The sequence below is a fragment of the Pseudomonas avellanae BPIC 631 genome, from assembly GCF_000444135.1.
GTDB lineage: Bacteria > Pseudomonadota > Gammaproteobacteria > Pseudomonadales > Pseudomonadaceae > Aquipseudomonas > Aquipseudomonas avellanae.
Window position 1 is genome coordinate 41,214 of record NZ_ATDK01000048.1, and the last position, 12,793, is coordinate 54,006.

8 protein-coding genes are annotated in these 12,793 nt (G+C 58.8%); 4 read left to right on the top strand and 4 right to left on the bottom strand.

Annotation, left to right across the window (positions count from 1 at the left end; all coding sequences use genetic code 11):
• Nucleotides 1-346 precede the first annotated feature (346 nt).
• Nucleotides 347-1,237, bottom strand: coding sequence for a LysR family transcriptional regulator (locus DW49_RS0102860; protein ID WP_005621175.1), 891 nt, complete (start codon nucleotides 1,235-1,237; stop codon nucleotides 347-349).
• A 117-nt stretch (nucleotides 1,238-1,354) separates the two neighbouring features.
• Between DW49_RS0102860 and DW49_RS0102865 the strand changes: the two genes are divergently transcribed.
• From DW49_RS0102865 to DW49_RS0102880, 4 genes are all read left to right on the top strand, one after another.
• Entirely contained in the window at nucleotides 1,355-2,611 is a 1,257-nt protein-coding gene (locus DW49_RS0102865) for an MFS transporter (protein ID WP_024421090.1), read from the top strand.
• Nucleotides 2,612-3,080: 469 nt separating this feature from the next.
• Nucleotides 3,081-4,430: a GntP family permease gene (locus DW49_RS0102870; protein WP_017700267.1), complete on the top strand. Its 1,350-nt coding sequence runs from the start codon at nucleotides 3,081-3,083 to the stop codon at nucleotides 4,428-4,430.
• Entirely contained in the window at nucleotides 4,431-5,291 is an 861-nt protein-coding gene (locus tag DW49_RS0102875) for a MurR/RpiR family transcriptional regulator (protein ID WP_005621182.1), read from the top strand.
• Between the two features lie 3 nt (nucleotides 5,292-5,294).
• Complete coding sequence (locus DW49_RS0102880) at nucleotides 5,295-6,770, top strand: D-aminoacylase (RefSeq protein WP_024419924.1); 1,476 nt, start codon at nucleotides 5,295-5,297, stop codon at nucleotides 6,768-6,770.
• A gap of 45 nt (nucleotides 6,771-6,815) precedes the next feature.
• Here DW49_RS0102880 and DW49_RS0102885 read toward each other — a convergent pair whose 3' ends face one another.
• From DW49_RS0102885 to DW49_RS0102895, 3 genes are all read right to left on the bottom strand, one after another.
• Entirely contained in the window at nucleotides 6,816-7,997 is a 1,182-nt protein-coding gene (locus DW49_RS0102885) for a Fic family protein (protein WP_024419925.1), read from the bottom strand.
• 224 nt (nucleotides 7,998-8,221) lie between these two features.
• Nucleotides 8,222-9,286: a uroporphyrinogen decarboxylase gene (hemE, locus tag DW49_RS0102890; RefSeq protein WP_005621189.1), complete on the bottom strand. Its 1,065-nt coding sequence runs from the start codon at nucleotides 9,284-9,286 to the stop codon at nucleotides 8,222-8,224.
• A gap of 130 nt (nucleotides 9,287-9,416) precedes the next feature.
• Nucleotides 9,417-12,665, bottom strand: coding sequence for a dermonecrotic toxin domain-containing protein (locus DW49_RS0102895; RefSeq protein ID WP_005621191.1), 3,249 nt, complete (start codon nucleotides 12,663-12,665; stop codon nucleotides 9,417-9,419).
• Between the last annotated feature and the right edge of the window lie 128 nt (nucleotides 12,666-12,793).

A 12,793-nucleotide genomic window follows, 5' to 3' on the forward strand; every position in this document is an offset into this window, starting at 1 on the left:
GAGCGTCACGCCAGGCATTCCCACGCTGGCGCGTGCGGAACGATAACCTCAACTATCGTGCGGCGCTCCGCATCGCATGCCGTTCTGGACGCTCTGCGTCCGGTCTTGAGTCTGCGGCGCAGCGCAGATTTGTGACGCAGAACATCACGCCAGGCATTCCCACGCGGAGCGTGCGGAACGATAACCTCAACTATCGTGCGGCGCTCCGCGTCGCATGCCGTTCTGGACGCTCTGCGTCCCATCCTGATTCTGCGGCACGGCGCAGATTTGTGACGCAGAGCGTCACGCCAGGCATTCCCACGCTGGAGCGTGAGAAACGATAGGTCTACCGGCTCCGCTTATCAAATCACCCGACATTGCGCGTTAAAAGCTCGGTAAACGCCTTGGCCATCGGTGACTGTTCGTCCTTGCGTTGCACCAGCCACACCGCGCTGGTCGCGCCGGGGTCGAGGACGTTGCGGTAGACCACGCTGTCGATGCGCATCCGGCGGTAGGATGCAGGCAACACCGTCACGCCCAAGCCGGCTGCGACCAGGCCGATGATGGTCATCACTTCCCCTGCTTCCTGAGTGATCAATGGGCTGAACCCTGCGGCGCGGGCCAGGCTCAGGACCTGTGCGTAGATACCACTGCCATAGGTGCGTGGAAAGAACACAAAGGGCTCGGCGGCCAGCGCTGCCATGTAGATTCCATCCTCGGTGCTGGCCGCCAGCGGATGGTCGGCACGCATGATCGCCACCAGCGGCTCGTTCAGCAGCTCAAACACCGCCAACGAATCGGGTAACGCCAGCGGGCGCATGATGCCGACCTGTATGGTCTTGTCTTCAAGCCCTGCGGCCACTTCCTGGCTGGTGATTTCGGTCAGGGTCAGGTGCACGTCAGGGTAAGCCTGACGAAACGCAAAGATCGCCTGCGGAATACTGGAAGTGAACGGCGCGGACGATGTAAAGCCGATCTTCAGTTCACCGATTTCACCCAGTTGCGCGCGCCGGGCCACATCAGTGGCTTTATCAACCTGGGCCAATACCAGACGCGCCTCATCAAGAAACAGCCGCCCGGACTCACTCAATTCAACGCGACGATTGGTGCGCTCGAACAGACGCGTACCCAGTTCCTGCTCCAGCGCCTGAATCTGCTGGCTGAGTGGCGGCTGAGAAATGCCCAGCGCCAGTGCTGCACGGCCGAAATGCAGCTCTTCGGCAACCGCGATGAAGTAACGCAGATGGCGCAATTCCATGCGGCCTCCATTAAGACGTTTTACCTATCAAACAGGTCGAACAATATATTGGATGGAATGATTGGCGGGCTATATGATTTTTTTCATCGCCTGCCCAATCGTGCTCCGAGGTCTCCCTTGAATCCTGCCGTCGCCCCGCCCACCAAAGACCTGAACACGTCCGCTAAACCGTCTGGCGACAGCTACATCGAAAAGAACACGCCGCTGTTCAAACGCACCGCGCTGGCGCTGTTCGCGGGTGGGTTCTCGACGTTCACCCTGCTGTATTGCGTCCAGCCGATGATGCCGACGCTGTCCAGCGGGTTCTCGCTCTCGGCCGCCCAGAGCAGCCTGATTCTGTCAGTTGCCACAGCGATGCTCGCCATCGGCCTGCTGATTACCGGGCCGATATCCGACCGGCTCGGGCGCAAGTCGGTGATGGTCATGGCGCTGTTCTGCGCCTCGCTGTTCACCATCGCCAGCGCGTTGATGCCCAGCTGGGAAGGAGTGCTCATCACGCGGGCACTGGTGGGCCTGTCGCTGAGCGGGCTGGCGGCAGTGGCGATGACGTACCTGAGCGAGGAAATACACCCCACTCATCTGGGCCTGGCAATGGGGCTGTATATCGGTGGCAGCGCGGTCGGCGGCATGAGCGGGCGGCTGATTGTCGGGGTCATGATCGATTACGTAAGCTGGCACGCGGCGATGCTGGTGGTCGGCGGGCTGGCACTGATCGCTGCCGTGGTGTTCTGGAGGATCCTCCCGGAATCGCGCAACTTCCGCCCCCGCTCGCTGCACCCGCGCAGCCTGCTGGACGGCTTTGTGGTGCAATTCAAAGACGCAGGGTTGCCGCTGCTGTTTCTGATTGGTTTTCTGCTGATGGGCGCTTTCGTCACGCTGTTCAACTACATCGCCTACCGCTTGCTGAGCGAGCCCTACAACCTCAGCCAAGCCGTGGTCGGCGTGTTTTCCGTGGTGTATCTGTCAGGCATCTACAGCTCGGCAAAAATCGGTTCGCTGGCCGACCGGCTGGGTCGTCGGAAGGTCCTATGGGCTGTGATCGTGATGATGCTGGCGGGTTTGATCATGACGCTGTTCACCCCCCTGGCGCTGGTTATCCCCGGTGTATTGATCTTCACCTTCGGCTTCTTCGGCGCGCATTCAGTGGCCAGCAGCTGGGTAGGCCGCAGGGCCACCACCGCCAGAGGTCAGGCCGCGTCGCTGTACTTGTTCTGCTATTACGCAGGCTCAAGCGTGGCCGGAACCGGCGGTGGCGTGTTCTGGCATTACGCAGGCTGGAACGGCATCGGGCTGTTTATCGGGGTGCTGTTGCTGATGGCGCTGGGCGTGGCGTTGAGGTTGGCGAGGTTGCAACCGTTGGGGGCCAGAGTTTAGACAAGAAGACGTCAGGAAACTATCACTGGCATTTTTGATGAACAGTTCATATCGAGCGCCAGTGAAGCGGAATTGACGCATCTTGTGCAGAGTCTGCGCTCAGGAGATGCCGGCAAGCAGATCGCCTTTAGCCACGTTGTTGCCCGCTATGCGGAGCAGTTGCTAGCGTCCTGACACCAGCCATCCGAAAAAACTCGCTCGGGAAGACGTGACACGCGCCTTCCCGACTCAGCGTACACGCCATAAATCGAAATTATTTTCATATATTTGTTTATTTCCTATTTTCGTGTAATTTATTTTCATCGCGAAAACAGAGATAAAAACAATGAATGCCTGTGATCGCCCTGAAACCTCCCTGCAATATCTCCTTGCGTCATCCCTGCCGAGTACTCCCGGGTCGCCTCCTGGCTAACGACTTCAGCCTTTGGTGTTGCGCCCTCGCCTATCGTCTCTGCAAGGAACCGTCGCTATGTCGCCGTCACCCGGTATTTCGTTGTTGGTCTACGCCGCTGTCGCAATCATTGCCTTGATCGTGCTGATCGCGCGCTATCGCCTCAATCCGTTTATTGTCATTACGCTTGTTTCGGTCGGCTTGGCGCTGGTTGCCGGGATGCCGGCCAGTGGCGTGGTTGCCTCTTATGAGGCCGGGGTTGGCAAAACACTGGGGCATATCGCGCTGGTTGTGGCGCTGGGCACCATGCTTGGCAAGATGATGGCCGAGTCCGGTGGTGCAGAGCAGGTGGCGCGCACTTTGATTGACCGCTTTGGTGAGCGTAATGCGCACTGGGCCATGGTCTGCATTGCGTTTCTGGTGGGCTTGCCGCTATTTTTTGAAGTGGGTTTTGTGCTGCTGGTGCCGATTGCCTTTACCGTAGCGCGCCGTGTCGGGGTGTCGATTCTGATGGTCGGCCTGCCGATGGTGGCCGGTCTGTCGGTGGTACACGCACTGGTGCCGCCACACCCTGCGGCGATGCTGGCCGTTCAGGCTTATCAGGCGTCGGTAGGGCAAACCCTGTTTTACGCCATTCTGATCGGCATACCCACGGCCATCATCGCCGGGCCGGTGTATGCCAAATTCATCGTGCCGCGCATCCATTTACCAGCTGAAAACCCGCTGGCGAAGCAGTTTCTCGACCGTGAACCCCGCGCAAAGCTGCCCAGCTTCGGCCTGACCATGGCGACCATTCTGTTGCCGGTGGTGCTCATGTTACTGGGCGGTTGGGCCAACCTGATCAGCACACCGGGCAGCGCGTTCAATGGCTTTCTGTTGTTCATCGGCAACTCGGTGATCGCTCTGCTGCTGGCGACCCTGCTGAGCTTCTGGACGCTGGGCATCGCTCAGGGATTCAATCGCGACTCGATCCTGAAATTCACCAATGAGTGCCTGGCACCTACCGCAAGTATCACTTTGCTGGTCGGTGCGGGGGGCGGTTTGAACCGTATTCTGGTCGACAGCGGCGTCACCAACCAGATCGTCGGCCTGGCGCAGGACTTTCATCTGTCGCCCTTGCTGATGGGCTGGCTGTTCGCAGCCCTGATGCGTGTGGCAACAGGCTCGGCGACAGTGGCGATGACCACCGCATCGGGAATCGTTGCGCCTGTGGCGATGGGTTTGGGTTATCCGCATCCAGAGTTACTGGTGCTGGCGACGGGCGCAGGCTCGGTGATCTTTTCCCACGTCAACGACGGTGGTTTCTGGCTTATCAAGGAATACTTCAACATGACCGTAGCGCAAACATTCAAGACCTGGACAGTACTGGAGACGCTGATTTCCATCGTCGCCTTTGCACTGACGCTTGGCTTGGCACAGGTGCTCTGAGTGGACATTCTGTACCAGATACGTGCCCGCCAGGCTTCATTCAGCGCGGGCGAAGGCCGGATCGCCAAGCTGCTGCTCAGCGATATTGCCTTTGCGGCAAGTGCCAGCCTGGACGAGCTGGCCAGTCGCGCCGAGGTCAGCAGTGCCACACTGTCGCGCTTCGCCCGCAACATCGGCTGCCGTGACCTGCGCGACTTGCGTCTGCAACTCGCCCAGGCAAGCGCGGTGGGCAGTCGTTTTCTGCACCCGGAACAGGCTCCGGAGCAATCGGCTTTTTTCACCCGGATTGTCGGTGACATCGAAGCCACGCTGCGTCAGCACCTTGCAGGTTTTGATGCCTCGCGCTTCACCGCAGCCGTGGCGTGTGTCGCCGATGCGAGCATGATCCATACGTTCGGCATGGGCGGTTGCTCCAGCCTGTGCAGCGAGGAACTGCAAACCCGCCTGGTGCGCCTCGGCTATCCGGTGGCCGCCTGCCGCGACCCGGTGATGATGCGCATGATTGCCGCCACGCTCGGCCCGCAACACAGCCTGATTGTCTGCTCGCTCAGCGGGCGTACGCCAGAACTGCTCGACGCGGTGGCCTTGGCACGCAGCTATGGCGCTCGCGTGCTGGCCATCACCTTGCCTGACTCACCGCTGGCGCAACTGGCCGAGGTGGTGCTGCCGCTGCAAATTGCTGAAACCAATTTCATCTATAAACCCACGGCAGCGCGTTACGGCATGTTGCTGACCATTGATGTGCTGGCCACTGAACTGGCATTGCAGAGCCCTGAAGACAATCAGGAGCGGCTGCGCCGGATCAAGCTTGCGCTGGATGAATACCGTGGCGGCGAAGACGGCCTGCCACTGGGAGACTGAACCATGCTTTACGACTTGATCATTCGCGACGCACTGGTGATCGATGGCAGCAATACGCCTGGAGTGCGTACCGATGTAGCTATCGGCGACGGGCGTATTCAGCGCATCGGCAGCCTGACCGAGGCCCGTGCGCGGGAAGAGGTCAACGCAGCCGGGCGCGTGCTGGCCCCTGGGTTTATCGACGTTCACACCCACGACGACACGGTGGTCATTCGCAAACCCGACATGCTGCCCAAGATCAGCCAGGGCGTGACGACGGTGATCGTCGGCAATTGCGGGATCAGCGCATCACCGGTGTCGCTACGCGGCAATCCGCCAGACCCCATGAACCTGCTGGGCGACGCAGCGGCGTTTGTCTATCCACGCTTCGCCGACTATCGCGCAGCCGTAGATAACGCACGGCCCGCCGTGAACGTGGCCGCTTTGATTGGCCATACTGCCTTGCGCAGCAACCACATGGACGACTTGTTTCGCAGCGCCAGCCCGGCGGAAATTGCCGCCATGCGCGAGCAATTGCGCGACAGCCTCGAAGCCGGCGCGCTGGGTTTATCGACCGGCCTTGCCTACGCCTCGGCCTTCTCGGCCGCCACCGGCGAAGTCAAACAACTGGCCGAAGAGCTGACGGCGTTCGGTGCGGTCTACACCACCCACTTGCGCAGCGAGTTCGAGCCGGTGCTGGAGGCGATGGCGGAGGCATTCGACATCGGCCGCCATGCGCGCTCGCCAGTGATCATTTCCCACCTGAAATGCGCTGGCGCAGGTAACTGGGGCCGCAGCCCGCAACTGCTGGCTGCACTGGAGAAAGCCGCGCAGGATCATCCGGTCGGCTGCGACTGTTATCCCTATGCAGCCAGTTCCTCGACGCTGGATCTTAAACAGGTTACCGACGCGTTCCGCATTACCATCACCTGGTCAACGCCGCACCCGGATCAGGGCGGCCGGGACCTGCAGGACATTGCCGCTGGCTGGGGGCTGTCATTGCAGGACACCGCCCGCAAGTTGCAGCCTGCGGGCGCGGTGTATTACGGCATGGATGAAGGCGATGTCGAACGCATCATGTCCCACCCGCTGTCGATGATCGGTTCCGATGGTCTCCCGGAAGACCCGTTCCCCCACCCGCGCTTGTGGGGAGCGTTCCCCAGGGTGCTCGGCCATTTCAGCCGCGACAAAGGACTGTTTGCGTTGCACACCGCCGTGCACAAAATGACCGGGCTTTCGGCAGCACGCTTTGCCCTGCACGAACGCGGTTTGATCCGCGGGGGCTATTGGGCGGATCTGGTGTTGTTCAACCCGCATACCGTGCGCGACGTAGCCGACTTCAAAGACCCCCAGCGAGCAGCAGAAGGCATTGACGGCGTGTGGGTAAACGGCCAGTTGAGCTACGCCGACGGCAAACCGCAAGGCCAGCGTCAGGGCAGATTTCTGCCACGCAGCGGCTCACTGGTGGAGGGTTTTGCGGATACAAAAACGCCGACATAGTCGTCGGCGCTGACAAGAACAGATGACACCCAAGGGCCTTCAGAATTACCAGAGGTAGGGAAACAGGAACTCGATCGAGTGCCGGGAGAGGTTCAGGGATACCGGCTTGCGGCCGTCCAGAGTGATCAAGCCTTCTTTAGCCATCTGGCTCAGCAAACTGCGCGTAGTACGCTCGCCGACACCCAGGCGAGCCTGAATATCGGCGCGCTGCTGGTCGCCCTGATAGAGTAATGTCTTGTAGACATCCCGGGCCTCGATTCGAAGCTCAGGCAGAGTCTGGCCTTCGCTGTCCGAAAGCGCCCGACGGCTGCGCATCTCGAAATATATGTCTATACGCTCGCTGAGTCTTTCTGGTTCGAGCTGAGCACTGAAGTATTGCAACTGATCCAGGGCCGTCTCCGCGAAGAAACGGGTCCAGCGCAGCAGGCCGCTATCCGAAAGCTCACCACGGCCATCCAGCTCGCCCTTGCGGGGGTGGTCGGCGGCGCCAAGCATCTCGTAGTAGGCACTGACGTTGCGGGCAAATCCACGGCTCATGGACCACAGGCCATACCCCCCAAAGCCTGCGGCCTTGAGGTACTGGTCCGTGAAAAGGCGGCCAGTACGGCCGTTGCCATCCATGAACGGGTGAATCCACATCAGCCGGTGGTGCGACGCTGCCGCTGCAAAAAAGCGTGAGAGGCCATGGATTCGGTCCAGGCGGTACATACGCTCGAAGTCGTTGAGGTACGTGTGCATCTGCTCGACGGTTGGCGGGATGTGCTGGCCGACGCGAACCCCCAAGTGTCTGAATTCACCGGGGACCATGCGCACCGTATCGCCTTTCTCGCGCAACTCAATATCCAGCATCTCCTCGGGCATACCACCGTAAAACTCGCGGTGCAGACGTGAGACAGCACTTTTCGTGCATACATCAACCGGGTCGATAGGGTCGTCGTTGAGCCGACGCTGGGCTTCGATGTGGCGTTTGATATCCTGCAGATCCTTGACGCCCTTGACCTCCTGAGGAGCATCCTCAGCACGCAGAATGTCGGCCGGCGTCGTGGAGTTGCCTTCGATCTTGTTGCTGTAGTAAGAGTTCACCACCCGCAGCAGTTTCATCATTGGCAAGCGCAGCGGCCCCGGGATCTTCGCATGGAGGGCCGCGTCAAGCCGAGTAATCTGAACGACCTGATCCTGCAACTCATCGGGAGCTTTGTCTTGGGGAATGTACGGTGTGAATGCCATTTGCCGGCTACCTTTCTTGCTTTATCCCTTTATTTACGAGGACAAAGTAATTTTTCACCGGCTATTTTTGCCGGTTTGTTTGCCGACAATTTACCATTCTTCTTACAAACGGACACTGCCGTTGAATTGCCAGCTTTCCAGGCATGAGGATGAACAAGAGGAATAGCTTTCCCTATTCCTCTGTCACCGGTTTCACTCTCAAAACCGGCATCGCGAACCGGAAATTACAGGTGATACTGCGCCGACAACTCATGCACCGCTTCGATGAAGGCACCGGCATTGGCCGGGTCGACTTCGGGGGTGATGCCGTGGCCGAGGTTGAAGACGTGGCCGGTGCCGCTGCCGTAGCTGGCAAGGATGCGTGCGACTTCCTGGCGGATGGCTTCCGGGCGTGCGTAGAGCACGGTCGGGTCCATGTTGCCCTGCAGCGAAACCTTGCTGCCGACACGCTGACGCGCTTCGCCGATGTCGCAGGTCCAGTCAAGGCCGAGGGTGTCGGCACCGATGTCGGCGATGCTTTCCAGCCACAATCCGCCGCCTTTGGTGAAGACAATAACCGGCACCTTGCGCCCGTCGTGCTCGCGGATCAGGCCGTTGACGATCTTGCGCATGTAGGCCAGCGAAAACTCCTGATAGGCCGCCGAAGACAGGCTGCCGCCCCAACTGTCGAAGATCTGCACCGCCTGGGCACCGGCCAGAATCTGGCCGTTCAGGTACGACGTCACCGACTGCGCCAGCTTGTCGAGCAGCAGGTGCATGGCTTGCGGGTTGTCGTAGAGCATGGCCTTGGATTTACGGAAGTCCTTGGACGAGCCGCCTTCGACCATGTAGGTGGCCAGGGTCCACGGGCTGCCGGCGAAACCGATCAGTGGAACACGACCATTGAGTTCGCGGCGGATGGTGCTGACTGCGTCCATCACGTAACCCAGGTCTTTCTGCGCGTCCGGGATCGGCAGGGCTTCGATGTCGGCCAGCGTGCTGACGGTTTTCTTGAAACGCGGCCCTTCGCCAGTCTCGAAGTAAAGGCCCAGACCCATCGCGTCGGGAATAGTCAGGATGTCGGAAAACAGGATCGCCGCATCCAGCGGATAGCGATCCAGCGGCTGCAACGTGACTTCACAGGCGAACTGCGGGTTCTTGCACAAGCTCATGAAGTCCCCGGCGCTGGCACGGCTGGCACGGTATTCCGGCAGGTAACGGCCGGCCTGACGCATCATCCATACTGGTGTGACGTCTACGGGTTGCTTGAGCAAAGCGCGAAGGAAACGGTCGTTCTTCAGGGCAGTCATGTCGGCATCCGCAATAAAAGTGCCGGCATTTTCTCAGAGCGCGACGCAAAAGGCACGGCGAGAGCCGTGCCTTTTGTCTATCGAGGCGATTTGTTATACAAAACGTTGCGCCTTCGGAACCCAATGACGTCTATTTCAGGTCCTTATGATTCATGATGTTCCAAGGCTTAAGCAAGCCCTTCCCCTGTTGGAGTACCAGACGCCAGTCTCCTCTCCCGGTACTGTTACCAACGGTAGTCAGATCCAGGGTAAACATCTGTACGTCCTTGGGTATATTGAATTTTCCATTGTGTTTCCACGCATGCAGGCTACCAGCACCATCGTCGACGTACTTGGCAACTGCACGATTGACTGCGCTTTCAAGGCCGCCTTCGATATCGACCTGTATTTTACCCTGCGCCTTTGTAAACCTGCTTTTGGTGAAAAACTCATCCATGAATATCTTGTACCCGGACGTGTGAGCTCTATTGACCTGAGCCTCCTCGCGTGGGAGTTTCGGCACCGTATGTTTGCCGCCACCACGCAAACCGGTCGAGGCATGCACCCAGACGCCTTGACCGTCCAGTTGGATCGGTAGTTGGTAATAGGCATCCGGTCGCCGCGAATCAATCACTCGCCATACAGCGGAATCAGCGTCATACCTGACGGCATAGGCTTTTTCCTGTTGTATGGCGTAGAAGCGACTCGGCACACCCTCCTGAGCTTTCTCATGGATGCCCCGGTAAATACCGTCGCCGCGCAACGTCAAACCGCCGGGCGTTTTTGATAAGGCTGTTTTCGGATTGAGAACAGAGCGACCAGCCGCCGCCGGAGAATACGGTTTAACCCGCCGCCCTTTTGGAAGCGTCAGCCCATCGGCCAACAACAGCGCCGCCTGCACGAAATACAACGGAGCCGTGCCTTGTTCGCTGGCAGCCTTGGCGACGCCCTGCCAGATGGCGTAGAAACTGCGAAGAGCGGCGATCGGGAGCTGCACTTTAAAGGGCACGAAGGTGAGGATGATGTCGCCCACGGTTTGGGTGATCTCCCAAGCACTTCGCCAGTTGGTTTCCCAAGTGCTGGTGGTCCGCTCATCGACAGCCGATATCACCCGTTCGACTTCGGAGTCATACACCGCTTCAAGAAAGTTTTCGCTGCGGGGCAGCAACTCCATGAACAGCGCATCCCGGCCAGCGGTCAATGCCCGCCGCACGTCGGCCTGAGAGGGGAGCGCTGCCCTGCCCACCAGATAGTCCAGTAATTCGGGTTCAAGCAGCAGTTGCTGAAACTCGGTCAGGCTGCTCATTTCCCGAAAACATTGACCGTCAGGTGCCTGCGGAGTAAACATCACCAGGGCACCGACGCTGGAACGTGCCGCAACCCCAATTGCCAGTACGCCGCTCAAGGGCACACCGCTAATGGACAACTGACTGACCTGAATGCGATGCCCCTCGACAGTTGCACGGTCATCATCGTCGACAGGGTGGTCCAGGACGGCTGTCAGCCACTTGTGACCTCGGTTCGCCAGCTCGGGAGGAAGACTTCCGTCGCCCAGAAAGTCGCCTGCCATCTTTGCCTCGATCCCGTCGAGGCGCATCTGCGTATGCATCACGCGTGCGTAGCGTTGGCGGTGCCATGCGCCGGTAGACGAGGTCGACAATACATTTCTCAGGAACCTGGGGTAATTTTCACCAATGTTCAGATCACGGATCAGACTGAACAGATAACCAGCCTTGAGAAAACCGATCAATTGCCCCTGAGCATCTAACGCGCGACTGGTCAGCAAAAAGTTGAGATCGGTAACAGCGATATTTTCCAGGGACAAGTCCGTGAGGCTGCGTTGCTGCGTTTCGTAGTAAGCCTCGACCTCCGAAGGGCCTGCAAACTCATAATCCAGATCCAGGATAAAGCCAGGATCGATTTCAATACTTACGGTAAGGATGCTGATCTCGTCAGGATTAACCTCTACACCATGATCCAGCAGGATTCGCTCCTGCAGCTTCTCGCGAGCATAGTTGCGAAGCTGATCAGGCTCTCCGTATCTGGAGGGTTCAAGCAGGTCAGGAGCCTGGGCTTCGAGCACCGCCTGACTGTAATCCTGAACGGCGATCTTCCACGCGTACTTGTCGTCATCGGACGCGCTCGCGAACCACTCGGGCAAAAATCCCTTTTCAATTCCGGTCGGTTTTTCGGGATCGAACCAGCCTCGGTTTTCTTCGATTGCGTGCTGGGTCAAAGCCTTGCGAAGCCCCGCTACATCCTGCTCGAACTGCATGCCCAGCGACAAACGATCCTCAGCCTTCAATTGCGAACTGATTGCCAGATAAAAACTGTCGGTGCCGTCCTTGAACTCAGTTATCTCACCATTGCTTGTATCCTGAGCACTGTAATTACCGGAGCCATCGTGCAACAACACGATACTGGTATCGTCAGGTCCCGAAGGCTCGTACTTGCTCATGCCGGGGTCAAGGATCACCAGATTCTTCTCTGAAGCAGCCAGCAGCGCCCGAGCTCCAGTGCGAGCCAGTTCATCGGTGTACTGATTGAAAATCCGGGTGCGCGACAGGCCATCAATCGCCGTGCTGCGCGCCCATTCATCCAGCGAAATCTCCATCGCTTCAACGAATTCATCCGGGAGAACATCATTTTTCAAAAAGTCGATTTGCTGTTCTTCGGTCAGTGGCATCCGCCCCAGCAGCTCTTCGAGACGGCTGACAGGAACCTGCGGATTCAAGGCACCCAACCAGCCCAGAACCGGCGAGATTTCTATGTCCCTACGATCCCAAAGTGGCAGGAAGGGATTGGGCAGACGAACATTCAGTAGGCTTTTGGAAGTCCCCTCGTCAGCCAGCAAGGCCGTGAACAACTGCGGCCGCTGTTCCCTGGCCAATCCTGCTATCTGTTCGCGCAGGTTGACGATTCGGCCAACTGCACTGTTGCTGCCCGGAAAGTTTCCGCCCATGCCGAGCGTCGAGCTGACAGGCAATTGGCTGAAGACAAGATTCAACAGGGGCTCGTCATCGGAGATGGAAACACCGGCGGGTGCGACATAAGCATCGTCACCGTCATGCATAAGCACGACGGTGTTTTCGACAACGCTTTGGTCGTTGCCTTTCAGGTACAGCGCAAGGTCTTCACCGTTTTCGTTTTGAACACTGATCATCAGTTCAGCAGGCCATTCCGGCAACTGAACCAGCAAGGCGAACAAGGCACTCTCGCCATCGTCAGGGAAAAAATTCTTTTCTGTGAAGCGCTCGACGAACTGGTCGATCATTCGGTCTGCGCGCTCACGTGCCCGGTGTTCACGCACCGCAACCGTGCTGGGGCTGAAGCGGTCAGGTCCGAGCGCTTTCTGTTCGTTGGATCGGGCAAGCTTGCCCATGGGTGCTGCTTTCATCATGGCTATTTCCTTATAGCGACATGGAAGGCGGGAGCGTCGATCCAGAGATCGATCTCCCGAGGAACGTGTAATAGCGTAATGTTTTTCGGAGAGCGCGAAGGGCAAGCGGAACTTTCAGCCGCACTGAC